Origin of the sequence: Streptomyces sp. A2-16, from assembly GCF_018128905.1 — a bacterium.
GTDB lineage: Bacteria > Actinomycetota > Actinomycetes > Streptomycetales > Streptomycetaceae > Streptomyces.
Window position 1 is genome coordinate 4,476,441 of the sequence record NZ_CP063808.1, and the last position, 24,036, is coordinate 4,500,476.

General features: G+C 71.6%; 21 protein-coding genes and 2 pseudogenes. 8 read left to right on the forward strand and 15 right to left on the reverse strand.

Going from position 1 to position 24,036, the window contains the following annotated elements; all coding sequences use genetic code 11:
* Positions 1-117: 117 nt before the first annotated feature.
* The 7 genes and pseudogenes from IOD14_RS20090 to IOD14_RS20120 all read right to left on the reverse strand — a co-directional run bounded on the left by IOD14_RS20090 (position 118) and on the right by IOD14_RS20120 (position 6,552).
* On the reverse strand, positions 118-786 hold the full coding sequence (locus IOD14_RS20090) for a response regulator transcription factor (RefSeq protein WP_212670986.1): 669 nt from the start codon (positions 784-786) through the stop codon (positions 118-120).
* The gene (locus IOD14_RS20095) at positions 783-2,090 is read right to left on the reverse strand and encodes a histidine kinase (RefSeq protein WP_212670987.1); all 1,308 of its coding nucleotides are present in this window, start codon (positions 2,088-2,090) and stop codon (positions 783-785) included. Before IOD14_RS20095 ends, IOD14_RS20090 begins: the two co-directional genes overlap by 4 nt.
* A gap of 24 nt (positions 2,091-2,114) precedes the next feature.
* Positions 2,115-2,936, reverse strand: coding sequence for an ABC transporter permease (locus tag IOD14_RS20100; protein ID WP_123993117.1), 822 nt, complete (start codon positions 2,934-2,936; stop codon positions 2,115-2,117).
* The gene (locus tag IOD14_RS20105) at positions 2,936-3,865 is read right to left on the reverse strand and encodes an ABC transporter ATP-binding protein (RefSeq protein ID WP_212670988.1); all 930 of its coding nucleotides are present in this window, start codon (positions 3,863-3,865) and stop codon (positions 2,936-2,938) included. Before IOD14_RS20105 ends, IOD14_RS20100 begins: the two co-directional genes overlap by 1 nt.
* Before the next feature lie 351 nt (positions 3,866-4,216).
* Positions 4,217-5,008: a class I SAM-dependent methyltransferase gene (locus tag IOD14_RS20110; RefSeq protein WP_212670989.1), complete on the reverse strand. Its 792-nt coding sequence runs from the start codon at positions 5,006-5,008 to the stop codon at positions 4,217-4,219.
* Positions 5,009-5,251: 243 nt separating this feature from the next.
* Positions 5,252-5,544 (reverse strand): annotated as a pseudogene (locus tag IOD14_RS20115) (leucine zipper domain-containing protein); the annotation flags it as partial.
* 147 nt (positions 5,545-5,691) lie between these two features.
* Positions 5,692-6,552 (reverse strand): SDR family oxidoreductase, encoded by an 861-nt coding sequence (locus IOD14_RS20120; RefSeq protein WP_212670990.1) that lies wholly within the window; start codon positions 6,550-6,552, stop codon positions 5,692-5,694.
* Between the two features lie 89 nt (positions 6,553-6,641).
* Between IOD14_RS20120 and IOD14_RS20125 the strand changes: the two genes are divergently transcribed.
* A complete protein-coding gene (locus IOD14_RS20125; RefSeq protein WP_212670991.1) occupies positions 6,642-7,370 on the forward strand; it encodes a TetR/AcrR family transcriptional regulator in 729 nt (242 codons plus the stop codon).
* Positions 7,371-7,580: 210 nt separating this feature from the next.
* Positions 7,581-7,721, forward strand: coding sequence for a hypothetical protein (locus tag IOD14_RS44350; protein ID WP_249125983.1), 141 nt, complete (start codon positions 7,581-7,583; stop codon positions 7,719-7,721).
* Positions 7,722-7,828: 107 nt separating this feature from the next.
* On the opposite strand, the gene IOD14_RS20135 is transcribed toward IOD14_RS44350, so the two are convergent.
* Together IOD14_RS20135 and IOD14_RS20140 are read right to left on the reverse strand one after the other, a co-directional pair.
* Positions 7,829-8,659 carry a TIGR03619 family F420-dependent LLM class oxidoreductase gene (locus IOD14_RS20135; protein ID WP_212670992.1) on the reverse strand — a complete coding sequence of 277 codons (831 nt, stop codon included), beginning with the start codon at positions 8,657-8,659 and terminating at the stop codon, positions 7,829-7,831.
* The gene (locus tag IOD14_RS20140) at positions 8,656-9,345 is read right to left on the reverse strand and encodes an alpha/beta fold hydrolase (RefSeq protein ID WP_212670993.1); all 690 of its coding nucleotides are present in this window, start codon (positions 9,343-9,345) and stop codon (positions 8,656-8,658) included. The genes IOD14_RS20135 and IOD14_RS20140 overlap by 4 nt, the downstream gene beginning before the upstream one ends.
* A gap of 64 nt (positions 9,346-9,409) precedes the next feature.
* On the opposite strand from IOD14_RS20140, the gene IOD14_RS20145 reads away from it, so the two are divergent.
* From IOD14_RS20145 to IOD14_RS20165, 5 genes and pseudogenes are all read left to right on the forward strand, one after another.
* Positions 9,410-9,784 (forward strand): MerR family transcriptional regulator, encoded by a 375-nt coding sequence (locus IOD14_RS20145; RefSeq protein ID WP_212670994.1) that lies wholly within the window; start codon positions 9,410-9,412, stop codon positions 9,782-9,784.
* Between the two features lie 579 nt (positions 9,785-10,363).
* Positions 10,364-10,645: pseudogene (locus IOD14_RS20150) on the forward strand (non-reducing end alpha-L-arabinofuranosidase family hydrolase); the annotation flags it as partial.
* A gap of 136 nt (positions 10,646-10,781) precedes the next feature.
* Positions 10,782-11,285, forward strand: a complete 504-nt coding sequence (locus IOD14_RS20155) for a hypothetical protein (RefSeq protein WP_212670995.1) — start codon at positions 10,782-10,784, stop codon at positions 11,283-11,285.
* A gap of 69 nt (positions 11,286-11,354) precedes the next feature.
* Positions 11,355-11,885, forward strand: a complete 531-nt coding sequence (locus IOD14_RS20160) for a SigE family RNA polymerase sigma factor (protein ID WP_212673332.1) — start codon at positions 11,355-11,357, stop codon at positions 11,883-11,885.
* The gene (locus IOD14_RS20165; protein ID WP_212670996.1) at positions 11,882-12,673 is read left to right on the forward strand and encodes a hypothetical protein; all 792 of its coding nucleotides are present in this window, start codon (positions 11,882-11,884) and stop codon (positions 12,671-12,673) included. The genes IOD14_RS20160 and IOD14_RS20165 overlap by 4 nt, the downstream gene beginning before the upstream one ends.
* Before the next feature lie 154 nt (positions 12,674-12,827).
* On the opposite strand, the gene IOD14_RS20170 is transcribed toward IOD14_RS20165, so the two are convergent.
* The 3 genes from IOD14_RS20170 to IOD14_RS20180 form a co-directional block, all read right to left on the reverse strand.
* Positions 12,828-14,564, reverse strand: coding sequence for an RICIN domain-containing protein (locus IOD14_RS20170; protein ID WP_249125984.1), 1,737 nt, complete (start codon positions 14,562-14,564; stop codon positions 12,828-12,830).
* Positions 14,565-14,688: 124 nt separating this feature from the next.
* The gene (locus IOD14_RS20175; protein WP_212670997.1) at positions 14,689-15,042 is read right to left on the reverse strand and encodes a prolyl oligopeptidase family serine peptidase; all 354 of its coding nucleotides are present in this window, start codon (positions 15,040-15,042) and stop codon (positions 14,689-14,691) included.
* A gap of 73 nt (positions 15,043-15,115) precedes the next feature.
* Positions 15,116-16,222, reverse strand: a complete 1,107-nt coding sequence (locus IOD14_RS20180; RefSeq protein ID WP_212670998.1) for an FAD-dependent oxidoreductase — start codon at positions 16,220-16,222, stop codon at positions 15,116-15,118.
* 355 nt (positions 16,223-16,577) lie between these two features.
* Here IOD14_RS20180 and IOD14_RS20185 point away from each other — a divergent pair, with 355 nt between their 5' ends.
* Positions 16,578-17,165 (forward strand): hypothetical protein, encoded by a 588-nt coding sequence (locus tag IOD14_RS20185; RefSeq protein WP_123993103.1) that lies wholly within the window; start codon positions 16,578-16,580, stop codon positions 17,163-17,165.
* A gap of 194 nt (positions 17,166-17,359) precedes the next feature.
* Here IOD14_RS20185 and IOD14_RS20190 read toward each other — a convergent pair whose 3' ends face one another.
* From IOD14_RS20190 to IOD14_RS20200, 3 genes are read right to left on the reverse strand one after another with little or no spacing between them, the layout of a single operon-like run.
* Positions 17,360-19,321 carry an SWIM zinc finger family protein gene (locus IOD14_RS20190; RefSeq protein WP_212670999.1) on the reverse strand — a complete coding sequence of 654 codons (1,962 nt, stop codon included), beginning with the start codon at positions 19,319-19,321 and terminating at the stop codon, positions 17,360-17,362.
* Entirely contained in the window at positions 19,318-22,845 is a 3,528-nt protein-coding gene (locus IOD14_RS20195; protein WP_212671000.1) for a DUF5682 family protein, read from the reverse strand. The genes IOD14_RS20190 and IOD14_RS20195 overlap by 4 nt, the downstream gene beginning before the upstream one ends.
* A complete protein-coding gene (locus IOD14_RS20200; RefSeq protein ID WP_123993100.1) occupies positions 22,842-24,002 on the reverse strand; it encodes an AAA family ATPase in 1,161 nt (386 codons plus the stop codon). The genes IOD14_RS20195 and IOD14_RS20200 overlap by 4 nt, the downstream gene beginning before the upstream one ends.
* Positions 24,003-24,036: the final 34 nt, after the last annotated feature.

Consider the following 24,036-nt stretch of genomic DNA (forward strand, 5'->3'; position numbering starts at 1 on the left):
GACGAGAGGTTTCCGCACATGGGGGTCCCCTCTTGGGCAGGGCGACCGGCATAGTGGATTGGTCTCGCCACACGCCGGCGGAACCCCTGCGGCACTGCTCCCGGCGTCCGCGGCCGATCACGGCTTGGCTCTGACCAGCCCGGTGTCGTACGCCGTGATCACGGCCTGGATGCGGTCGCGCGCACCGATCTTGGCGAGGACGCGGCCGACGTGCTTCTTGACGGTCGATTCGGTCAGGACGAGGTGCTCGGCGATCTCGGCGTTGGTCCAGCCCTGTCCGATGGCGACGAGTACTTCGCGTTCGCGATGGGTGAGAGCCCTCAGGCGGGGGTCCTCGGCGGGTGCGGTGTCCGTGGGGGCCAGGGCCCGGTGGGTGTAGGCGTCCAGGAGGCGACGGGTGAGGCGGGGTGCGACGACGGCGTCGCCGGTGGCGACCGCGTGGATGCCGGCGACGAGTTCCTCGGGGCGGGCGTCCTTGAGGAGGAAGCCGCCCGCTCCGGCGCGCAGGCCTTCGTAGGCGTACTCGTCGAGGTCGAAGGTCGTGACGATGAGGACCCGGGTGCGGCCGCCGGCGGCGACGATGCGACGAGTGGCCTCGATGCCGTCCATGCCGGGCATGCGGATGTCCATGAGGACGACGTCGGGGCGCAGCTCGGCGGTCATGCGGACCGCCTCGGCGCCGTGCGCGGCCTCGCCGACCGGGGTCAGGCCGGGGGTGCCCTCCAGAAGCATGCGCACGCCCATGCGTTGCAGGGGCTGGTCGTCGGCGATGAGGACGGTGGTCATGGCAGATGATCTCCCGGGGGTACGTCGAGGACGACGTCGACGAGCCAGCCGTGGCCGACGGTACGCGGGCCGAGGGTGAGGGTGCCGCCGTACATGGCGGCCCGTTGGCGGATGCCGACAATGCCGTGCCCGGCGTCGCCGGACCGCGTTCCGCGGTCGCCCAGGCCGGTGTCGGCGACCGTGATGCGCACGGTGTCGGTGTCCTTGGCGATGGTGACGTCGGCCGTGGCGTCCGGGCCGGCGTGTTTGAGGGTGTTGGTGAGGGCTTCCTGGACGATGCGGTACACGGTGAGCTGAACGCCGCTGCCGAGGGTGTCGAGGTCGCCCGTCGTCCGGTAGGTCACGGGCAGTCCCGCGGCGCGCACCCGCGTCAGCAGCGGGTCCAGGTCACGGATGCCGGGCTGTGGCCCGAGCAGCCGTTCGTCGCCCTGGTCCTCGCGCAGCACGCCGAGGACCCGCCGCAGTTCGCTCATGGCCTGGCGACCGGTGTCGGCGAGGATCCGCAGGGCGTCGGCGGTTGTCTCGCCGCGGTTGGTGGCGAGGATGGCGGCGCCGTCGGCCACGCTGACCATGACGGAGAGGTTGTGGCCGACGATGTCGTGCATCTCGCGGGCGATACGGGTGCGTTCGGCGGCGGTGGTGAGCCGGACGCGCTGGTCCTGCTCGATCTCCAGGCGCGTGGCCCGGTCTTCGAGGGTTGCCAGGTAGAGGCGGCGGATCCGCAGCGTCAGGCCGATGGCGATGGCCGCCGTCGTCGTGCCCATCAGGAAGAAGAGGCCGAGGAACGGGTGCTCGACGGGGGCCAGCAGCCCAACCGCCAGGACCAGTTGGGCCGCGGTGAGAGCGGCGGCCCAGCCGAGCGCGCGCAGCGATCCGTGCAGGGCGAGGCTGTAGAGGGCGACGAGCACGGCCATGCCGGTCTGCTGCCACACGCCCAGCGACCACTGGACCAGCAACAACGCGGAGATCACGCAGTACGTGACCGTCGGGTTCCTGCGGCGCCACCACAGAGGCAGGACGACTGCGACGGCGAAGGCGGCCAGCACCGGGGTGGGCCACTGTCCGCGGTCCATCGCCTCACCGAAGGGGCCGCGGCGGCTGTGGGAGAGCAGGTCGGGGAGGCTGAAGAGGGCGACGACGAGGACGACCGTGGTGTCGAGCACCCATGGATGCCGCTGGTCCAGTCGGCGTCGGGCTCTCTGAGCGCGCAGCATGCTGCGCAGGAGCGGATGCGCCCAGACATCGGCGAGCCCGGGGGACGGTGCGGTGGCCGTTCCCCGGGCGATGGTCGCGGCCCGTCTCATGATCCCACTGTCTCGCACCGCTGCTCAGGAGTCGCTCTTGAGGAGACGCCAGGCGGCTCCGGCGAGGGCGAGGATCACCCACCCGGCGAAGACGGCGAGTCCCGCCGCAGGGGACAGGGCGTCGGAGGACTGGTGCAGGGCGTACATCGCCGAGCCGGCGTTGCTGGGGAAGTAGGGGTTGATGTTGTCGTAGAGGGAGTCGGGCAGCAGGGAGGCCAGGCCCGGGAGGATGAGCAGGACACCGACCAGGACGGCGATCGCGCCGGCGCTGGAGCGCAGCAGCATGCCCAGGGCGACACCCGCGACGGCGACCAGGGCGAGGTAGAGACCGGCACCGCCAAGGCTGCGCAGCACACCGTCGTCGCCCACGGACAGGGCGATCTTCTCGCCGTCCAGACCCAGGGTGCCCAGCTGGAAGGCGGCCAGGGCGCCGAGCGTGGTCAGGACCAAAACGGTGGGGCCGATCACGGCGGCCTTGGCCCACAGGACCGGCAGGCGGCGGGGGACGGCGGTGAGGGTGGAGCGGATCATGCCGGTGGTGTACTCGCCGGCCGACAGCAGGACGCCGAGCACGCCGACGGCCAGAGACGCGAAGGTCACCCCGAGCAGGGCGAGGCTGACGGCGTCCTGCTCGCCGGAGCCGGGTCCGGGCGGCCCGCCCTGGGTGGTCGCGTCGGGGCTGTAGGTGGCGGAGGCGATCGCACCGAGGGCGACCAGCAGGACCACGGCGACGGCGAGGGTGATCCAACTGGAGCGCAGCGACCAGAACTTGGCCCACTCCGCGCGCAGCACCCGCGGACCGGTGACCTTGTAGGCCCGGGTGGGGGAGAGTTGGGTGACGGTCATCAGGCTGCCTTTCGTTCGGTCTCGGCGGGATGGCTCTGGTACTCGACGACGTCCCGGGTCAGGTCCATGAAGGCGGCCTCCAACGAGACGGCCTGGGGAGTGAGTTCGTACAACGCCACCCCGTTCGCGGCCGCGATCCGGCCGATCTCCCGGGCGTCGCGCCCGGAGACGAGGAGTTCCTCGGCGGACGAGGAGGAGACAGTGACGTCCGGGCCCGCCAGCAGTGAGCGCAGCCTGGTCGCTTCGGCGGTGGCGACTTTCACGCCGCCGCCGCTCGCCTCCCGGGTGAAGTCGTCGACCGTGGTGTCCGCGAGCAGCCGACCGCGCCCGATGATCACCAGATGGTCGGCGATCAGCGCGGTCTCGCTCATCAGGTGCGAGGAGAGCATCACCGCCCGGCCCTCGTCGGCCAGCGAGCGCAGCAGATTGCGCACCCACAGCACGCCCTCGGGGTCCAGGCCGTTGACCGGCTCGTCGAGCATGACGATCGCCGGGTCGCCCAGCAGGGCCGCTGCGATGCCGAGCCGCTGGCCCATGCCGAGCGAGAAGGCCCCGACCCGCTTGCCGGCCACGCTGGTCAGCCCGGCCAGCTCGATGACCTCGTCCACACGGCGGCGCGGAATGCCGTGCGTGTACGCGAGCGCCATCAGATGGTTGAACGCGCTACGGCCGGGGTGGACGGACTTGGCCTCCAGCAGAGTGCCGATCTCGTGCAGCGGTGCCGCGTGCCTCGCGTACGACGTGCCGTTGACGGTCACCGAGCCCTTGGTGGGGGTGTCCAAACCGACCACCATGCGCATGGTGGTGGACTTGCCGGCACCGTTGGGGCCGAGGAAGCCGGTGACCTCACCGGGCTTGACGGTGAAACTCAACTCGTCGACGACGGTCTTGTCGCCGTACCGTTTGGTCAGCTCACGCGCTTCGATCATGGGGTGGGCCCTTCACCTCGGGACTCGGCCGGGCCGGGCGCCTGACCTGTGCAGTCGAGGTTAGGAGCGGGGCCGGCCGGGCCCCTGGGACCACGGGGGACACTTGGCCGCCCGAGTGGAACCGCGGTACCACTCGTCGCCGGGCTCCGGTACGTCTGAGGTATGACGGGGTGCCGGCCCCGCCACGCGATATCCGCAGCCCTCCCGCACTTCATCGATGCTGCAGTCCGGCTCAGACGAGCTCGTGGGCCCCGACGCTCCCATCGGTTCGCCTTTGAGCGGGGCGGCCTGGCACAGCGCTCCACTTGGCCGCTCGGAGACACGGCCGTCTCGGTCGGCCCCGCATCCGGGTCAGCCCGGCTTGACCGCCAGCGTCGCAAGATAGTGCGACATGTAGGAAGCGGATGCGTTGGACTGGTGCGGCGCTTCCGTGAAGCCGGTCAGGACGAACCCCGCGGCGAGTTGCCCGCCGATCTGGTCGGTGAGGGTGTGGCTGTACTCAAGAGCGGCATCCGCGCCGAACTTCGTGGCGCGCTCCTCGGCGGAGTAGTGCGTGACATCGCTGTAGGGCAGCTTGTGCACGACGGTCAGCTCGCCGCGCTCGTCGAGCGCCTCGTGGTCGAACAAGTACACATCAGGGTTGAGGAAGCCCGCGAGCAGAGTTCCGCCCGGTCGCAGGACGCGGAAGCACTCACGCCACACCGCTGCCAGGTCTGGTACGAACAGGTTGGAGACCGGATGGAACACGACGTCGAATGTGGCGTCGCCGAAGGCGCCGAGGTCGCGCATGTCGCCCAGGACGGTGCGCAGCTCGAGTCCGTCGCGCGCCGCCACCATCCGGTCCTGGCCGAGCTGGCCGGGTGAGTTGTCGAATACGGTGACCCGCGCACCCGCGGCAGCGAGGATCGGCCCCTGCTGGCCACCGCCGGAGGCCAGGCACAACACGTCCTTGCCGGTCAGGTCCGTCGGCAGCCAGGAACGGTCGACCGGCTCATGCCCGATGAGAACGATCGACCAGTCGCCCGCGCGGGCGCGCTCGACATCCTCAGCACTCACCGGCCTCGACCATTCGTTGCCCTCTTGGACGTACTTGTCCCAAGCTGCCCGATTGTGGGCAACCGGATCGACAACACTGTCCTGCACGTTCAACTCCCTGCTACGGCCAAGCGGACACCTGCGGTACTGCCAGTTCGGTGCCGCCAGCCAACACGATTGCAGGGTGTGCGCTCAACGAAATTGCCGGGCGACGAGGTGTCCACGGGCTCGACGGGTGGGCGCGCAGCAGGTGCGTAAGCGCTGGTTGCCGGGACAGCGGCAGCCGCCAGGCGTGGCAGCAGCACGGCGGAGTCCTTGAACCGGCTCCAACTGCCCGTTGTGTAGTTGTCGGGGTATCCCAAGGATCGGGTCGATCCGTGCAAGGCCGAGCTCGCGGTGGCGCCGTAGCTCGCAGATGCGATTCTCCACATCGGCAGGGGTTCGGTGCGGTGTAGCCAGGGGGCGACTGGAACTGCGATGCAACCCCGGATCCGCTTCGGCTCGCCGGCGGCGGACCCATTTGTGGGCTGTGGTGCGGGAGATGCTCATTTCGTCGGCGACGTGGTGCTGGGCCTGTCGGCGCGGACGCGGTCGACGAGGAGTCGTCTGCCGTGGATGGTCAGCCTGTCATCGGGGTGGGGCACGGGAAACCTCTGGGATGGTCCGGAAGCTGATGCGGAGCCTGGGTTCGTGCCCGAGGCCGCCGATCTGGTGATCGACGTCCTCGGGCGACAGAGGATGAGCTCTTGTGGGCGGTGAGTCAGGCCGGGGCTGTCTGCGCGCCCACTGGATTATTCGGCCCAGGCCTGCTCCAGCTGAGTGCGGAAGGTGGCGGGCTTTCGCCCGATCAGCTCGGCCAGCGTCGAGGTGACGGCGGCGAACTCGCCATTCCGCGCCGCTGCGAAGATGCTCAGCAACAGGTCGACGACCGGGGCCGGGGCGCCGTGCGCCAGGACCTGCTCGCGGAAGGCGTCGTCCGGGACGACGGTGCGGATGAAGGGCCGTCCGGTGACTTGGGTCGCGATCTCTGCGACGTCGGCGAAGTCAAGTGTCGCCGAGGCGGTGAGCGGCGGGGTGGGCCCCTCGAAGCGGCCCTCCTCGGTGAGGATCGCCGCGGTGGCCTCGGCGAGGTCGTCGTGACCGGTCCAGGCGACGGGACCGTCGGCGGGGAGGGCGATGTCGCCGGTGCGGCGGGCGGACTCCAGGAACTGCAAGGCGCTCGAAGCGTAGAAGCCGTTGCGCAGCGCGGTCCAGGGCAGGCCGGTGGCGCGCATCAGGTCCTCGGTCTGGGCGTGGTCGCGGCATGCCTGGAAGTGGGAGTCGTGGGCGGCGCCCATCTGGCTGGTGTAGAGGATGCGGCCGACGCCGGCCTTTACGGCGGCCTCGATGGCGGTGCGGTGGCCGGTGACGCACTCCTCGCCCGTGCGGTCGAGGGAGACGAGGAGCAGTTGCTCGGCCCCCTCGAAGGCATGCACGAGCGAGGCGGGGTCGTCGAAGCTGCCGTGCCGGACGCGGACGCCGTGGTCGGCGAGGTCCTGGGCCTTGCGGGGGTCGCGGACGCTGACGCCGACACGGTCGGCGGGGACGCGCTCCAAGAGGTATTTGACGGTACGGCGGCCGAGCTTTCCGGTGGCTCCGGTCACGATGATCATCGGGTTCTCCCAGCGATGTTTCCAGTGGAATCACTTCAATGATAACACTGGAAATTCCGGTGGAATCAAATCTTCGATACCATCGGTTCATGGTTAGACGCGACTCCACCGACAGCCCTCGTCGCCGCATCGTCGAGGCGGCCGTCGAACTGCTGGAGAAGGGCGGCCCCGACGCGGTGAGCACCCGCGCGGTCGCCGCCGCCGCCGGAATGCAGCCGCCGGCGATCTACCGCCTGTTCGGCGACAAGGAGGGGCTGCTGGAGGCGGTCGCCGAGCACGGCTATAGGCAGTTCCTGGAGAGCAAGCGCGCGCAGCTCGACCTCGCCCCTGAGGACCCGGTGGGGGAGCTGCGCCGCGGTTGGGACTTGGTCGTGGAGTTCGGGGTCTCGCGCCCCGAGCTGTTCGCGGTGATGAGCAGGGCCACCGGTCGGGACGTGGACATGGCCCACCGTGCGGGCCTGGAGATCCTCTACGGCCGGGTACGCCGACTGGCGGCCGGGGGGTGGCTGCGGGTCGACGAGGAACTGGCCGCCCAGATCATCCAGGCCACCGGGCAAGGCGCGGTCACCGCCTGGCACTCCACTCCCGCGGACCGCCGCAATCCAGAGCTGCTGGCCATCCTCCGCGAGTCCATGGTCGCCGCCATCACCCGCGTCGAACCGACGGTCCCCACCACGGAGACCGGCCCTGCCGCGGCGGCCCGCGCGCTGCGCGCAGCTCTCCCCGACGACACCGACGTCCTGAGCGACGCCGAGCAGCACCTGCTTCGCGAGTGGCTCACGCGTCTGGCATCGGACGGCGGCGCTCCGCATACCTGATCGTGCGTCAGGAGCCCTCGCGAGGGTTGGACCTTCCGAGGAGATCATTTGATTGACGCGCCGCCGCCTTGACCGCGGCTCCACCGCCCACTGTTAACAACGCTCGTGATCAATACACCTAGATCCCGAGGCCGCAGTACAAGCCAGAGCGCCCCGCGCCGCCCATCCGGCACTGATGCCAACCGGGTGACCGGGCGGAACGGTGCGGCGGTGAAACCGTTCAGCCGACCGGTCGACACCGTCATCGGCGTCGTCGCCGGGTTCGGAATCGGCGTCGGCGCCGCGATCATGGGCGTCGCCGGCGGCGAGCTCCTGATTCCGACGATCATGTTGCTCGCTCTACGGCGTTGACATCACGATCGCGGGCAGCCTGTCCCCGCTGGTCTCTCTGCCGACGATGCTCGTCGCGTCGCGTCGGTTCGGCGTGAGCAATCGGGAGGCCTGGACGCTGTGGTTGGTCACTGTCGGTAGAGGCTGTCAGGAGTGTGTCGGGCGAAGGCGGCCATCCGTCGGGCGTAACCGTCCGGGGCGCCGAAGTGCACCGCAAGGTGCTCGGCTCCAGCGGCCCGGAAGGCCTCGGCGGTGCGGGCGGCCTCGCCGACGGTGCTGTCCGGGCCATGCCAGTCGATCCGGGTGCCGGGGGACACAGCGCGGCCGTCCGTACGCGCCCGCAGGTACGCCAGCCGTTCGGCGAACGCTGCCGGGTCCAGGCCCACGCCCTGCCAGACGTCGGCATACCGGGCCGCCCGACGCAGGGCGGCGTCTGTGACACCGCCGGTCATCACCGGCACCGGACTGTCGGGGCGTGGCTCGAAGACGCCTCTCTCGAAGCCGTACCAGCGGCCCTCGAAGGGCCCCCGGCCGGCCCGGAACAGGTGCCGGAGCAGTGCGATGGCTTCGTCCGTGCGGGCCGCCCGGCTCCTGAAGTCGGCGCCGACGGCGGTGAACTCGCGTTCGTCCCAGCCGATCCCCACGCCCAGGGTGATCCGTCCGCCGGACAGCCCGTGGAGGGTCGCGACCTGTTTGGCCACCACGAAAGGACTGCGCAGGGGCAGGACGAGCACGGAGGTGCCCAACCGGATCCGGGTGGTCGCGGCTGCCAGCCAGCCCATGGTCACCAACGGTTCGAAGACCCCTCCGTACACCGGGCCGTACTCACCGGGCGGCAGGATGTGGTCGGGGAGCCATGCCGTGTCGTAGCCGAGGGCCTCGGCCTGCCGTGCCAGGTCGGCGAGTCGGCGCGGGTCGGCCCCCGCGGCCTCGTTCGGGAGGACGACCTGCAGTTTCACTCCGCCTCACCGTCCTGCCCTTCCGAAAGCGAAAGAGGGTGGAGAAAGTCGAGGACGGGCTTCAGCCACTCCTCCGACCGCTCGACCATGACCACATGGTCACTGTCGATCTCCGTGTACCGCGCGCCCCGGATCCCGGCCGCCAATGCGCGGGAGCCGGCAGGCAGGACCATGCTGTCGGCGGTCGTTGCGACGACCAGCGTCGGGACGGCGACTTCGGCCAGGTCACCGGTGGTGTCGAGGGAGGGGACCAGATCGATGTGCGGGTGGAGTGCGGGCGGCGCCTCGGCCCGCCAGCCGGGGAGGAGGCCGAGCAGATGGTCGTCGGGCCGCGCGAACCCGGCGGTCAGTACGAGCGCGGTCACCCGCTCGGGATGGCGTACGGCGGCGCGCACCGCCACCAGCGTGCCGAGCGAGAAGCCGAGCACCGCGAACTGGCCGACGCCGCGCCGTACGGCGGAGTCGACGACCGCGTCCGTGAGCTCATCGAGGTCCAGTGGGGCGGCGGCGACCGGGGTGCCACCCGAGCCGGGGTAGTCCGGGGCGACGACGGTGTGGGCGGCGGCGAGGGCGGGCAGAACCGGGGCGAAGTTGCCTTCGATGCTGCCGGTGGCTCCGTGGGCGAGCAGCAGTCCTGGGCCGGTTCCTGTGACGGTGGTGGCGAGGGCGGGGAATGAATCGCGCATGCCTCGTACGTTGACCCATCACACCGGTGTGAAGGTCAAGTCCCAGGCGTGGTGAGGAGAGTCGGTGCTGATAGGCGAGCTGTCACGGCGGACTGGAGTGGTGGCCCGGCTGCTGCGGTACTACGAGGAGCAGGGCCTGCTGTGCCCCGACCGCGACAGCAGCGGATACCGCGTGTACGCGCCCGACGCCCCGTACATCGTGGCCCGCATCCGGGGCATGCTGGCGGCCGGGCTGACCACCGACGCCATCCGCGAGATGCTGCCGTGCGCCACCGACGCCGGGCCGGGGATCGAGCCCTGCCCGGAGGTACTGCGGACGATGACCGCGCACCTGGAGCGGATGGACGCAGACATCGCGGATCTGCACCGCCGCCGGGCCGCGCTGGCCGCGTTCCGTGACGCGACCGAGGCGCGGCAGGGGCACGGGCAGGCTCGCTGAAGGGCGCCGGCCGCCTTGATGCAGGCACCTTGCCGACCACGATCACGGTGCCGTGCCAGGTCACGGAAACCTGCCCGCCGCGATGGGCAGCTGCACGGGGACTCGGCGTTCTCCGTGCAGTCATGGTCTTGCGCTTGCCCTACCCCCGACTACGCCGGAGGGGACGGTGATGTTGTTCTTCGCCGTGCGGTCCCACACCCCGGCCTTCGCGGTCGGGCCGCAGGAACAGTAGATCCAGGACAGCGCGTCCTCGCCGACCTGTACGACCACGCCACCGGCGGACGGGACGCCAAGGACGGCTCCGCCGCAATTCCTCCCCGATCACGGCAACCTTTGTGCGCGTTGCGGCAACTCGCAGGCAACTGGGTCTCAGAGCAAGGCTCACCGTGCAAGAAAGACAAGCCGTTGCCAGATCAGAACCCCTCTCATCGCCGCCGTACGGCAACCCGCCGCCTGATCGCCGCCGCCTCGGTGCTCGCCGCCGCGGGTGCTGCCGTACCGCTGGTCGCCCTGGCCGCATTGACGCCGAGCGCCGGCACGCCGACCGTGCTCGCCGATGCGGCGGCCGGCAGCGGCCGGGCGAACGGGCGCTACTTCCGCTCGTTCACCGCCACCAGCCTGAGTGGTTCGTGGACCCCGCAGGCCGCCAGCGAGAGCAGCCCCTTCGCGGGCAAGGCCAACAGCGGCGCCACCTGGAACAACGACATCAGCCATGGCGACCTGGTCCGCAACAACCCCGACCAGACCATGACCGTCGACCCCTGCAACCTGCAATTCCTCTACCAGGGCAAGTCCCCCTCCGCGAGCGGCCCCTACGACCAGCTGCCGTGGCGGCCGGGCATCCTCACCCTGCAGCGCTGACCCGCCTGATCGACAGTCACCACCTCGAGGAACCCCAGCCGCGCGTCGGTTGGGGTTTCGAGAAATATGCGTCGCGGCGGCAACCTTCTCGTCCTCGGCGGCAACTGGGAGCCGGAAGACCGAGTGGAACTATCGGATGGACGGGCATGAGGGCAACGAAACACGCAGCGGCCCAACCGTGGCGCAGGCACGCACTGTTCACGGGCATTCCTCGGGACCGCTGATCGTCGGTTTGTCGGCGTGCCTGGCTGTGACCGTCGTCACAGGGAGCGGAACCGGTGCCGGGCGTGCGGCCGAGGCGTCTGCCGCGGGCGTGCGGGCTGTCACCCCGTCCGATACCGGTCTGAAGCGGCCGGCGGTGCGGGTGCGCACCGCGCCCGCGAGCTCCGAGGCGGCGGCCCTGGCCGGACGGATCAAACCGGCCGTCAGCCGCCAGGTAGTGGCCACCGGCCACGGCGGGGCACTCAGGATCACCGGCGTCTACGGGGAGCAGCTGACCGTCGACAGCATCGCCGTGCAGCCGTACGTCGCGCAAGCGACCCGCGTCCCGTTCGCCCGCCATCGGCCGACCCGCCGGCCGGCCTTCACCGGCCCGCAAACGGGCACGACCGCTGGTTGGTCCCGAGCTGAGCGCTGTTAGGCTGCGCCCCCGATGTTGTTAAATGTGCAACCAATGCACACGTCACTGCCAGGAGAGGGCGACGGAGGGATGCTCCTCGACGACGCGTCCGCGGAGTTCCACGAATTCTTCGAACGCCACTATGCCGAACTCGCCCGTCTGGCACACCTCCTGACCGGTGAAACCGACGCGGCAGACGACCTCGCGGCGGATGCCCTGGTCGCCCTGTGGCAGCGCTGGGACCGGTTGCGGCAAGCCGACCACCCGCTGGCCTACGCCCGCGGTGTGGTGGCCAACCTGGCGCGCGGACGGATCCGCAGCGCGGTGCGCGAGCGACGCCGGATCACGCTCTTCGGGTCCCGCAGCCCCGAGAAGGTGGAGGGGCCGGACATGGCGGCCGTACTGGACGTCCGCGCGGCACTCGCCCGGCTGCCGTTCCGCAAGCGTGCCTGCGTGGTGCTGCGGCACGCCTTCGACCTGTCGGAGAAGGACACGGCGGTGGCGCTGGGCATCTCGGTCGGAACGGTGAAGAGCCAGACCTCGAAGGGAATGGCCGAGCTGGTAAAGATACTGGGCGCAGGAGCGGCCGGGGACCTGGTGACAGGGAGGAGGAACCGGTGAACGAGGACATCACCCGTCAGCTGCGGGAGGCCGCCGAGGCCCACCGGCCCGACCGTGCGCGGATGCTGGCCCGGGTGGAACGCGGCATGGCCGGCCCGGCCGTACGCCACCGCGCGCGGCCCTTCGCGAGGTCTGGGACCAGGGTCGCGCTCGCTGGGCTCGCCGCCGCCGGCGTTCTGGCGACCGGCGGTCTCGCCGTCGCCGCCATCGTGGCGGCCCCGTCGCCGTCGCCGTCGGCCACCGTGACCACGCCCGCCACCCCGTCCCCTGCCGTCAGCTCCCCGCGACCGACGTCGCCCCGCCCCACCCCTGTTGCGCCGGCCCCGGCCACGACCCCGGGCAGCTCGCGTCCGACTCCGCCGACCACCAGTCCATCGCCGAGCGCCGGCGAGAGCCAGAACGGACCGCTGTGGTCAGCCGGCTCGCTGGACTCGCGCAGCACCATCTACTGGACACAGAGCAACCTCGCCCTCAAGACGACCCAGCCGCTCACCTCGCTCACGATCGAGATCCGTATCGTGCAGACCGGCGCGGTGAAGAACACCGGCACCTGGCAGACCCTGCCGAGTGATGACTTCACCGTCACCGTCCAGGAGGTCGACGGCGCGCTGGTCTACCGCTGGGTCCTCAAGCCGGGCCGCACCGTCCCGGCCGCCGGCTTCGAGTTTGCCGCCCAGTTCAACAACGGCACCGCCGTGCGCAGTGCTGCGGGCGACGGCTACCGCGTCGACGCGCAGGGGTCTGGCGGCTCCGCGTCGGTCCGGGGAGGGTTCGTCCCGACCCGGTGAACACCGCTGTGCGGCAGAGGGAAGAGCCCCCTTGCCGCACAGCTCGATGCTCGGAAACGGTCAGATCAGTGACCGCTCTCATCGCCGCCGTCAGGCAACGAATGCGGCCCCATCGAAGAAGATGGGGCCGCGATCGCGCCTGGCGCCCTAGCGCCTACTTGAGCGGTGTACCGCCCGAGTTGTGATAGGCGATCGTCTTGCGGATCAGGTTTCCGCCGTCGGTTTCAGGCGTCGTCTGCTCCGTCCACCCCGCACCGAACAGCAGGCCGGCGATGTGGGCGTTCGCCACCTGGTCCATGTGGGAGAAGAACCAGTCCACCTTGTCGTCCTTGAAGTGGCCGGGAGTGTTGTTCCCCGCCATGTTGCCCACGGGGATCTGCCACAGGACGATCGGCTTGCCCACGGACTCGGCCATCGTCTTCCAGAACTTCAGTGAGGCGGCGGCCTTCTGGTCGGTCCAGAAGGTGTCACGGCTGCCGTGGGCAGGCTGTGCGTACCAGCCCGCGTCGCGGTCCGACACATCGGTGACCAGGAAGTCGGCGTTCTTCGCCCCGAGGTCCGCGTAGTCCTTGACGCACTTCTGGATGTCGCTCTCCCAGTCGAAGCACGAAAGGTGCAGCCCCACGCCGGCGTTCGGCGCGTACTTGCGTGTCATGTGGATCAGGCACTGGGCGAGACCGGAGGCGCTGTTCTCCTGCGATGCGCAGTCGGTCGGATTCGAGGCCTTGACCTGCGAGGGAACCTGGTGCAGATTGCCGAGCGACCGGGCGAAGCCCCAGAAGTCGGGCTCCAGGTCGATCATGTCGTGCGATGTGCCGATCTTCTGGAGGAAGAACCGGTAGTCGTTCAGGTACCGGGTGAGCAGGTCGGTCCTGTTGATGGCCTTGACCTCGCCCGGGCCGTCGCCCTCGCCTGCCGCGTCCCCGAGGTCGCGCAGCGAGTACCAGGTCCACAGGTACTTCTGCGGTCGCGACTTGCCCTGGTAGGTCGCCTGGGCCGCCACGCTGTCCTGCCAGGTCACCTGGTTTCCGGGCGCCGTGCTGCTGCCGCCCCAGCAGCCCCACCAGCCCGACCACTCGTCCTTGCAACGCGACGCCGTATAGGCGGCCGACGTGGGCGCGGGCTGGCTGTGTATATAGGCGTAGCGCACGTCGAACGGCGCGGCGTTCGCCGAGGCGTCAGTCATCGAGCCGCCGATGAGCACCCTGTTGCTGCCCAGGAAACTCTTCATCGAGCTGCCGTTACCGGTCGCGGGAGACGACGGTCCCGGAGACGACGGCCCCGGAGACGACGGCCCCGGAGACGACGGCCCCGGAGACGACGGAGACGACGGGCTTGTGCCGACGCTCCCGACCGGGACGAGTTTCCACTGCTGATCGGCGCTGCCCCGGTCGCGGTTCTGGACGATGCCGCTCCCGTTGGCCTTGGCGGCCTTGCGGACCCCGACGGCCATGCCACTGAAGCGATTGATCAAACGCACGATGCCGTTCTGCGACTTGGCCAGTTTGAACTGCTGGTTGGTGGCGTTCAGGTCTTTCCACTGCACGATGGCGGAGCCGGGGGTCTTCGACCAGCCGAAGTCGTCCAGCACCTTCCCGGAGTTGCGGTTCAGCAGCCGGTAGTACCCGTCACCCGCGTCGACGAACCGCCACTGCTGGTTGGCCCGGCCGGTGCGCGTCGCCTGCACCACCGCCGCGCCGTCGTTCTTGGCGAAGGCGCGGTCATCCAGCACCTTGCCGCTGTTGCGGTTGACCAGCACGTACCACTTCTTCAGATCCAGGGGTGTTTCCGCCGATGCCTGGCTGACCACGACAGCGGAGCCAGCCACTACGACCATGACGAGGGCCGCCCAGAAACCCCGACGCGCGAACAACCGACGGCTACGGTGCATCGGGCCGCCACCTCGGGCGCGGCCGTCGGTACGGTGGCCGCCGACGCGAGACGCCACCGATGACGCGGGCGGGCTGGGGACATGTCTGTGTTCCCGTTCAAGGGACATGCCTGTGCTCTCTCTTTCACCTGTTGCTCTGACCGGACCACCTGGCCGGACAACACTGAGTGGTTCGAGAGCGCGAAAAGGTTGCCGCAAAGATCCGCAGTTTTTTCGCCTTGACCGCTTGCAGCGCGCAGGGAGCACGGCGAGGCGAACGTCGGCGGCGGTGGCGAACGCCTGATGGCCGTTCCTGTCCCTGCCGATCACGTCGACCACGGCGTACCGACGGCGCAGGGTGACAGCGATCCGTGACGATGCCGCAGATCGGCACGGACGCGGCGAACAGGGTGGGAGAGACGGCGGTCAGCTTCATGCTCATGTAGCCGCCGTTGCTGCAGCCGGCGACGTAGATCTGGTCGCGGTCGATGAAGAGCATGTCCGGCCGTCTACGCGGCCGGTCGACGACTCCGGCCACTGCCGGGATCTTGTCCAGTTGGAGAGCTGGGTCTTCATTCGATGAAGCGCTGCGGGCGGAAGTCCGCGAGCAGCGCGTCGCGCTCCCCGCTCACGACCTCCGTGGAGAGGAGTCGGCCGATCACCGGGCCGAGGGTGATTCCGCTGTGGGAGACCGCTTCGAAGTACCCCGGCACGGATGGCACGGCCCCCACCGAGGGGAATCCGTCGGCGGGGATGGGCCGGTTGACCACCCGTGTCCGAGCGATGCGGGCGCTGCCGAGTGCGGGGACGGCACGCCGAGCCGAGGCGTGGAGGTGGCGTGCGAGTTCGTCCGGCTCCGCGTCGGTGTCGATGAGGGCGTCGGTGTCGCGGCTGTGGAGGACGACCGAGGTCTCCGTGTCGGGGCGGATCTCGATGCCGGGTGCGTGCAGGGCCCGGTGGACCGGTACGGGGGAGCAGTCGACCCGGGTGACGATGCCGGGTTCCCGGCGCATCGGCAGCTGCCGCGCGACGAGTGCGGCGACATGGCCGGCGTCGGGCCCTGCCGCGTTCACGAGGGCGTCGACGTCGAGTCGGCTTCCGTCGGTCAGGGTGACGCCGCGGATGCTGCCGTCGGTGCGGGTGGAGATGTCACGGACCGCGGTGTCGAAGCGGTGCTCGGCTCCGCGTCCGACGGCTTCCCTGGTCAGGCGGGCGACGAGGCGGCGTCCGTGGACCCAGGCTTCGTCGGGGTAGAACACGACGGGTGCCGCGTCGGGTACCGCGAGCGCCGGTTCCAGGCGGCGGCGCACCTCGGCCCCGCTGTGCACCTCGACCCGGTAACCCCAGTCGGCCAGCAGGTCGACGGTCTCCAGGACCCGCGCCTGCGCTGCGGGGTCCGGCCAGCGCAGATGGCCGTTGGGATGCCACCACGAGTCCGCTCCGATGTCCCTCGCGAGTGCCTGATGGGCGGCCATGCCCGCCACGTTCAGGTCGAAGTAGGACCTGCGCACGGTCTTGTTGCTCGCGTTGACCCACGAGAAGGACCAGTCGGTGACCCCCTCACCCGGCCGGCCCGCATCGATGAGGACCACTTGGGCTCCGAGCCGGGCGAGGTTCCATCCCACGCAGGCCCCGACGACTCCTGCCCCGATGACAGCGACACGTTCCGACCCCGTCACGAACGCCCCCTCGGCCAAGGTCTGGCGGGCCCATGCTCGCGCTGGAACGGTCACGGACGGGGCCCGGACACATGTGGCCCAGGATAGAAGAGCATCCGTGCTGAGCGGGAGAACGCCGACACCGTCACGGCACCTGCACACGTGCCCGACCGCGCGTCGAACGCACGTGATCCGTCACTGGTGCTCGGAATGCGAAAGCGTCCGTTCGAAACAGAACCGCTCCGACTTCTCAGCCGTCTTGAGGGTGAAGCGGAACCGAGACGCGAGTCAACTCATGGTTCCGCTGTTGCATTTGCGGTTCCAGGGAAAGGCTGTCGAAGTGGTGTTAGTGGATCAGAGGACGAGGCGGATAGGTGTGATCGCGGGAGCTGCGGTCGCGGCGGTCGTGGGTCTGTCCGGCTGCTCGGAGGACCCGAAGTCCGGCGAGAGCCAGAAGCAGCCCGCGAGCAGCTCCCCCGTCGACGACAAGAGCAAGTCGCCCGAGGGGGACTCGTCATCGGCGACGGGCGTGGACCGGTCCTCGGCCGAGAACGCGGTCTCCGGCTGGGTCGCGGCGCTCATCAAGGGTGATGTCGAGGAGGCGTGCCTGCTGATGGCGGAACCGGCGGACGGTTCCCAGCCAGCGCAGGTCGGCAGCGAGAAGACGTGCGGTGACGAAGCGCCCGAGCGGAAGCGGATGGAGGCGACGCTCGGACAGTTCAAGAAGTCGTTCACCCCTGACCCGCCTTCCGCCGACCCGAAGGTGAAGGTCACGCAGGCCCTCGGCACAGGTGACAAGGTCACGGTCCCCGCAGCCAGGATCAACGTCGACGGCCAAGCCCTCGACAAGATCGTCCTTTCCCACTCCACCGGGGTGACGCAGGACCAGCTGGACATCAAGGTCGAGTCCAGCAGGATCGAGGGCTCCTGGTACGTGACCAACCTCGACTTCAACGTCGGCTGAGGCCTGTTGCGCCGTACGGCGCGGTCTCGATGACCCGCATCGTGACCGGGACGCTGAAGGTGTTGCGTTCGGGGAGATCCAACGGCAGGCAGCGTCTCGGCGGCCCGGTGCGGTCCAAGGTCAAGATCACCGCGTCGGTCTGGTCGTTCCCTCCTGCCGGACTCGGTGTCCGACAGGAGGGAACGGTGCGAAGGTCATGCCGCCGGCGTGGGCTGCCAGGTCGCCTCGACCAGGGCCCGTTCGGTGCCGGACAGGTAGACGGCCGCGCTCAGCCATACCCGCGCGTAGGCGTCCGGATCAGCCTGCTGGGTGCGGCCGAACACGTCGCGGCCCCGCCGGTCCGCCTCCGCGGCCAGGGCCTCCGTCAGATCCGCTGCCGTCCGGAAACCGCTGCGGCGCAGCGCCGCGGAGCCGGAGGCCCGGGCACCGTCCCGGGCGGGCTCGGCAGCGGCGCGACGACCACCGGAGACCGCGACCTCGACCAGCCGCCGCAACCGCCACAGGGGCGCCTCGGTCACCGGATCCGGCGGCAGCGCCGTGGGACTCTCCACCGGCGGCAGGTCACCGGCCGGTGGGAAGTGGGCGCCTTCGAGCCGGTCGTACCCCAGATCGGCGTGGCCGGCCCACTCGGGCGGCAGCAGCAGTGTCGCGGTACCGTCCGGGACGGGGCCGACCGCCAGCGGACGCAGGGTCGCGGCACGGTCGGGGTCGAGGCGGCCCACGAGGCGCAGCCGTAGCCCCGGGCGCGAGGCAAGCTTGCGGAAGTTGGCCGCGTGAGCCAGCTCCGGATGGCTGTTGGCCGGCACCAGCCGTATCAACAGCCCTTCGCGGTCGGCTCCCTCGGGAGTCAGTTCTCGCGCGAACAGGTGGTCCTCGGCCGCCCCTACGACGACCACGTCGCAACCGATCAGCTCACCGGCCTCAGGCCCGGCCCCCGCCACGTCGTCGCCCGGGGCGAGCCGTGCCGCGGCGGCCTGGGCGAGCGGTCGGGCGAACAGACGGGCGAGCGGCCCCGACGTCCAGGACAGACCCGGGACCGGGGTGGCCCGCACCCCCTTGCCGGCGCCGAGGCGGCCGTCCGGGGAGAGCGTCGCTCCCGAGATCAGCAGGCCGCCCCGGGACAGCTGCGCATGATCGACACTGCCCGAGCCGAGCGAGACCGTGGCGGTGGCGGCGCCGCGCGCCCGCGCCGGTCCGCCGGGCCTGACGTCGGACACGGAGAACCAGCGCCCGTCGTCTGCGAGGACATGGGTGACGACCCCGCCGTAGCCGGTGGCCGAGATCACCGGCTCCCGGCACACACCCTGCACCTTGAGGCCCCCGCCGGGGAGGTAGCTGCGCCGGGCGGTGCCGACCAGGGCCGGGTGGGGATCGGACGCGGCGAGCAGACCGCTGGTGAGCAGCAGCTCCCGCAGCCCGGCGACCAGGTCGGCCAGCCTGTGGCCGTCATGGCGGGCCCGGGCGGCGCGCAGTGCACGGACCACCCGGAGGGCGGCGGCCTCGGCCCGGTGCAGGCCGGCGAGCCGGGCGGTGTGCGCGGCCCGCAACACCTCCGCCTGCGGTACGGCGCCTGCACCGGGCACGCCGGCGGCCAGCACTGCCGCCGCCGCGGCCCACAGCCCGGCCGCGGCGGCGACCTGTGCCGCGGTCGGGCCCGGCGGGTTGGTCGGGCCCGTCAGTCCGGTGGGGCCGGTCGGGTCGGTTGGGCCGGTCGTCGGTCCGGCGGTCACATCGTCGACCGGAGTCCCGGACTCCCGCGCGCCGCCGTCCGGTTCGGCCGCCTCGCCGCCGCCCTCGGACGACTGGTCCGCGGTCTCGGTCACCGCGTCGGCCTCAGCCGCGGCGGGCTCGGCCACCGCGTCGGCGTCGGCCACCGGCGCGGCCCCCAGCACCGCCGCACGGTGCAGGCACCGCGGTGCCAGCAGACAGCTGCACTGCGCCTGCGCGGGGTCCGTGACCGCCCCCGACGGGCCGGGCGCGAGGGTGACCTCGGCGTCCTCGCCGCACCGCACGCGCCGTACGGTGCCGTCCGCGGTGACGGGCAGCGTCGCGTACGTCTCGATCGCGGCGTCCAGCTTCCTGCGCAGCCGGGACGTCAGCTGCTCCACGGCGGCGGCGACCACCTCGGGCGCCACGGGCGGCAGTTCGGTGTTCATCGGTTCTCTCCGCGGAGGCGGTCGCCCACCCAGCGGGCCAGGGCGAGGGGACTGAGGGCGGCGACCGGCATGCCGGCCGCGACGAGCTGTTGAGCCACCGGGACCGAGTAGCGAGGGGTGCCGGTGTCGTCCAGGGCGGCGCAGCCCATCAGATGCGCTCCGGAGCTCGCGAGGGCCCGCACCTCGCCGAGGAGTCCGCCGAGCGGATACCCCTCCTCGAAGTCGCTGACCACCACCACGAGGGTCCGGCTGGGCACGGTCACCAGCGACCGGGCCCGGGCCAGGCCGGCGGCGATGTGGGTGCCCCCGCCGACCCGTACCTCCAGCAGCAGCGACAGCGGGTCGTCGACCCGGTCGGTCAGGTCGATCACTTCGGTGGAGAAGGCGAGGAAGTGCGTGCTCAGCGTGGGCACTCCGCCCAGGACGGCCGCGGTGAGCGCCGACCAGACGACGGACGCCTCCATCGACCCGGACACGTCGACCACCAGGATCAGCCGCCAGTCCGCCTCCCGGCGCGAACGGGTGCTGAACACCGGCCGCTCCGGGACGACCAGGGTGCGGCCGTCGTCCGTGCGGCGCGTGTGGGCGAGGTTGGCCCGCAGGGTGCGCGGCAGGTCGATCCGTCCTCCCGGACGGCGGGTGGGACGCGGGGTGGCCAGTCCGGTCAGTGCCGGGCGCAGCCTGGTGGCCAGTTCCTTGGCGAGTTCGTCGACCAGGCGGCGCACCAGCGGGCGCAGCTTGACGAGTTGCTGCTCGGGCATCCCGCCGGCCAGGGACAGCACGGAGGTCAGCAGGTCGACGGAAGGGCGTACGGCATTGGGGTCGAGCTCGGCCAGGACGTCGGTGCGGCCCAGGTCGGCGGCCCGGGCCAGGACCTCCTCGCGGACGTCGGCGCCGAACAGCGCGTCGAGTTCCTGCGCCCACTCGCGGGCGGTCGGGAAGGAGGCGTCCTGGCCGCCGCCCTGGCCACCCTCCCGCCCGAGGTCCGCCGAGCCCTCGCCGCGGCCGGTGCCGTACAGCTCGTCGAGCGCGTGGGCGAGACGGCGGGCGCTCTGCGGCAGTTTCTCGCTCTCCCGGCCGAGCAGCAGACGCCAGCGGTCGGTCGGCGTGAGGTGCGGGGCAGGGCCGGCCGGTGCCTCGGCAGCTCTGGGTTCGTCCCGGCTGGAGTCCTCCAGGGTGGCCGCGGTGCTGTGCAGTCCCGTTCCCAAGGGTGGGCGCAGGGAGGTCACGGCCGCCCGGCCCGCCGTGTCGGCGGCCGTCCACAGGGCGAGCAACTGCGGTGAGGCGCTCAGCGACAGGTCGAGACGGTCGCCGAGGCGTTCGGTCACCGTGGACAGCAGCCGGTCGCGGCCGGCCGGGCTGAGGGTGTCGAAGCCGCCGCGCAGAGCGGGCAGCCGGTCGAGGAACCCCTGGTCGGTGAGCGTGTCGATCCGGTCGAGCAGCGGGTCCAGGGCGGTCGGCGCCGACTGGAGCAGCGGTGCGGCTGCGCTGACCAGCCCGGTGAGGCGGCGGCTCATCGCGTGCCGGGCGTCCGGTCCGGTCGCGTTGTCGATCCAGCCCGCGGCCCTGCGGCCGAGGGTGTCGGCGTCGTCCAGGTCGAGCATGACCCGGGCGGCCAGCGCGGCACCTTGCAGCAGCGGGGACCCGTGGCGTGCGAGATCGTCCAGGGCGCCGTCGATGCGCAGGCCCAGGCGGTGTTCGCCCGCCCGTGAGGCCAGTGCCACGAGGGCCTCCGCGTCCTGCGGGTCGTCGCTGCCCGCCAGGCCCGGCAGAGACCGTACGGCCGACTCCATCAGCTCCGTGGCCAGTTGCGCGGCGTCCCGCCGGCTGTCGGGTGTGGTGCCGGGCAGATGGCCGCGCTTGAGGGCCTCCAACAAGTCCAGGGCGGCGAGGAGTTCGGGCAGGGTGGCACAGGTGGGGAGGACCTCGGCGGCGTCGGCGAGCCGCTCGGACACCAGCGCGGGCAGATCGCAGCGGGCTGCGTCGCGCAGTCCCGCCAGGACCAGGGCGCTGGTGGCTCCGCCCTCCGCCGCTTCCTTGCGGAAGGTCTCCCGCAGGGTGCCCTCGGCGGCCAGGGCCGCGGTGACGCCCCGGATCCCGGCCAGGTCCAGGCGGACCGGCACCGACGGATTCCAGGCCAGCCGCCACCGGGTGGTCAGAGGCGCGGCGTCGCCGGTGCCCGCGACCTGGATCGGCTCGCCGTACCCGGTGCCGCACACCGTCAGGCGCTGGAGGAGGATCTCTCGGCGGGCGTCGAGGGCCGAGCGGAGCGGGTCGAGCCGTAGTTCGCGCGGTGCGGGGTCGTCCGGCCCTGGCAGCCGCAGTGAGGCGAGTTCGGCCTCGACGGAGGGTCCGAGACCGGAGCGGGGGGTGCCGGGGGCGACACGGCCCCGGTCGGTGCCGACCAGGACGGTTTCCAGTGCCCGGGCCAGCGCCCGGCCACGGCCGAGCGGTTCGCCCTGCCCCATGACCGTGGTGAGCGCCTCCAGCACCTCGCCGCGGCCGGGTGCCGCCAGGCCGCGCAGCCGGGCGAGGTCGCACGCGACCCGCAGGGTCTCGCGGGCCTCGCCCGTGCCGGCGACGTGTCCGGCGGCCCGCAGTTCGCGGCACACGTCGGTGACGGCCCGCGCGGCCGCGTCGTGCAGCCGCTCGGGGTCGCCGCTCGCGGTGAACACTGCTTGCTGCCATCGCGGGTCGCGGATGCCCGCCGGATAGCCGGAACGGGAGTCCAGCAGGTCGAACGCGTAGGGCACGAGGGAGGTGACCACGGCCGGGTGGTCCTCGGCATCGACCGGCCGGGCAGGCCCGGCCGTGTTCCACGTCGTCAGTGCGGGTGCGTGGAAGGCTCCGACGACGGCCGCGACCCGCCGGCCGTCGGCCGAGACGCGGGCGATCGCCTCGCGCATGTGCGCCTCGCGCGCCAGATCGACCGCGGGCACGCCGCCCGCCGACTCGGCGTCACGGCGCAGCGCCCAGCCGACGCCCAGTGCGGCCCGGCGGACCGCCTCGGGGGCGCAGCCCGGGGCGCGTACCTCCACACTGCGGTCCCACATGTCGTCGCCGTCGCGGCCGGTCCCGGACGCGGTCAGCGCCGCGGCGAACGCGGTGGGCGCCTCGGCGGACCGGCCGCGGCCGTCGTCGGCCGCGGCGGGTCCCTCGGTGCCCCACCGGGGATCGGACATCGGCAGGTCGCAGCAGACGACCTCCGCCCCGTGCTCCCTCGCCCAGCGGATCGCCGCGAGTTCGGGCGAGAAGTCGGCGAAGGGGTAGAAGCCGAGCCGGCCGCCCTCGCCGGTCCCTGCCAGCGCGACCGGGGCGAGGGTGCCCGGCGCGGCGAGATGGGGGAGCCACGACTGGAAGTCGGCGGGGAGTTCCACGCAGACGACCTCGGTGCGGGCGGCGTCCAGCAGGGAGGGCACCGCGGCGGCGAGCGCGGGGCTGTGGTGCCGTACGCCCAGCAGGTACGGGGCGGTGCAGTCGGTGAGGGCGGCAAGGGCCGCCCTCGGTTCCAGGGCGAGTGTCACCGAAGGTTCTCCCGCAGGTCCCACAGGCGCCGCCAGGTCGCCGAGCCGTCCTCGGCGCGGCGGCGTACCGGGCCGTCCCAGTAGCCGAGCAGGCGTGCGTGGTCGGCCGGGTCGTCCTTGCGGACCACGCCCAGCAGATGGCCGGGCACCAGGTCGAGCGAGTCCCCTCCGGGGAGATAGGCGGCGGCCACCCCCAGGGATACGGCGACCTGCACCGCCTCGGCGGTGGACATCACCGTGCCCGGGCGTTCCACGTCCCAGCCCTCGGCGGAGCGTCCGGCGCGCAGGTCGCGGAAGACGGTCACCAGGACGTCGAGCACCGCGTCGTCGACGCCGAACGCGGCGCCCGCCCGTGCGACGGCGGCCGTGGCCTGCCGTTTGACGAGTTCGGTCTCGGCCTCGACGTCCGCGATCGGGTGCACGGTCTCGAAGTTGAAGCGGCGCTTGAGGGCCGCGGACATCTCCGACACTCCGCGGTCGCGGAGGTTGGCGGTGGCGATGACGGTGAATCCAGGTGCGGCGGCGACCTGGGCGTCGTCGGTTCCGGACAGCTCCGGGACGCTCATCCGCCGGTCCGACAGGATCGACACGAGGGCGTCCTGCACCTCGGGCAGGCAGCGGGTGATCTCCTCGACGCGGGCGACCCTTCCGGTGCGCATCGCGGCGAGCACCGGCGAGTCCACCAGGGCCTGCGGGGTGGGGCCCTGGGCGAGGAGCAGGGCGTAGTTCCAGCCGTAGCGCAGGGCGTCCTCGGTGGTGCCGGCCGTGCCCTGCACGGTGAGCGCGCTGGTGCCGCAGACGGCCGCCGACAGCAGTTCCGACAGCATGGACTTGGCGGTGCCCGGCTCGCCGACGAGCAGCAGCCCGCGCTCTCCGGCGAGCGTGACCACGCACCGCTCCACCAGGGCGCGTTCACCGACGAACTTCGGGGCGACGACGAGTTCGTCCGGCAGCCCCTCGGGCGCGTCGGGCAGCTTGAGGGCTTCGCCGCCGCTGCCGCAGACGAAAGTGATCACGGCGCGGGGCGTCAGCAGCCAGCCGGGTGGGCGGGGGCCGTCGTCGTGGGCGGCGAGGAAGGCGAGTTCGGTGGCGAAGCGTTCTTCGGCGGGCAGGGTCTGCCGGGCCGGAAGGGCCGTCGCCGTGTCGGTCAGGGGCATGGATGTCCTTGCTCGGTAGCTCGGTCGGTGTCGA

Excerpts from the sequence above, each read along its gene's own strand:
- IOD14_RS20090 (WP_212670986.1), bottom strand. The coding sequence starts at position 786 with ATGACCACCGTCCTCATCGCCGACGACCAGCCCCTGCAACGCATGGGC.
- IOD14_RS20095 (WP_212670987.1), bottom strand. The coding sequence starts at position 2,090 with ATGAGACGGGCCGCGACCATCGCCCGGGGAACGGCCACCGCACCGTCC.
- IOD14_RS20100 (WP_123993117.1), bottom strand. The coding sequence starts at position 2,936 with ATGACCGTCACCCAACTCTCCCCCACCCGGGCCTACAAGGTCACCGGT.
- IOD14_RS20105 (WP_212670988.1), bottom strand. The coding sequence starts at position 3,865 with ATGATCGAAGCGCGTGAGCTGACCAAACGGTACGGCGACAAGACCGTC.
- IOD14_RS20120 (WP_212670990.1), bottom strand. The coding sequence starts at position 6,552 with ATGATCATCGTGACCGGAGCCACCGGAAAGCTCGGCCGCCGTACCGTC.
- IOD14_RS20125 (WP_212670991.1), top strand. The coding sequence starts at position 6,642 with ATGGTTAGACGCGACTCCACCGACAGCCCTCGTCGCCGCATCGTCGAG.
- IOD14_RS20140 (WP_212670993.1), bottom strand. The coding sequence starts at position 9,345 with ATGCGCGATTCATTCCCCGCCCTCGCCACCACCGTCACAGGAACCGGC.
- IOD14_RS20155 (WP_212670995.1), top strand. The coding sequence starts at position 10,782 with ATGGACGGGCATGAGGGCAACGAAACACGCAGCGGCCCAACCGTGGCG.
- IOD14_RS20160 (WP_212673332.1), top strand. The coding sequence starts at position 11,355 with ATGCTCCTCGACGACGCGTCCGCGGAGTTCCACGAATTCTTCGAACGC.
- IOD14_RS20170 (WP_249125984.1), bottom strand. The coding sequence starts at position 14,564 with ATGCACCGTAGCCGTCGGTTGTTCGCGCGTCGGGGTTTCTGGGCGGCC.
- IOD14_RS20175 (WP_212670997.1), bottom strand. The coding sequence starts at position 15,042 with ATGCTCTTCATCGACCGCGACCAGATCTACGTCGCCGGCTGCAGCAAC.
- IOD14_RS20190 (WP_212670999.1), bottom strand. The coding sequence starts at position 19,321 with ATGAACACCGAACTGCCGCCCGTGGCGCCCGAGGTGGTCGCCGCCGCC.
- IOD14_RS20200 (WP_123993100.1), bottom strand. The coding sequence starts at position 24,002 with ATGCCCCTGACCGACACGGCGACGGCCCTTCCGGCCCGGCAGACCCTG.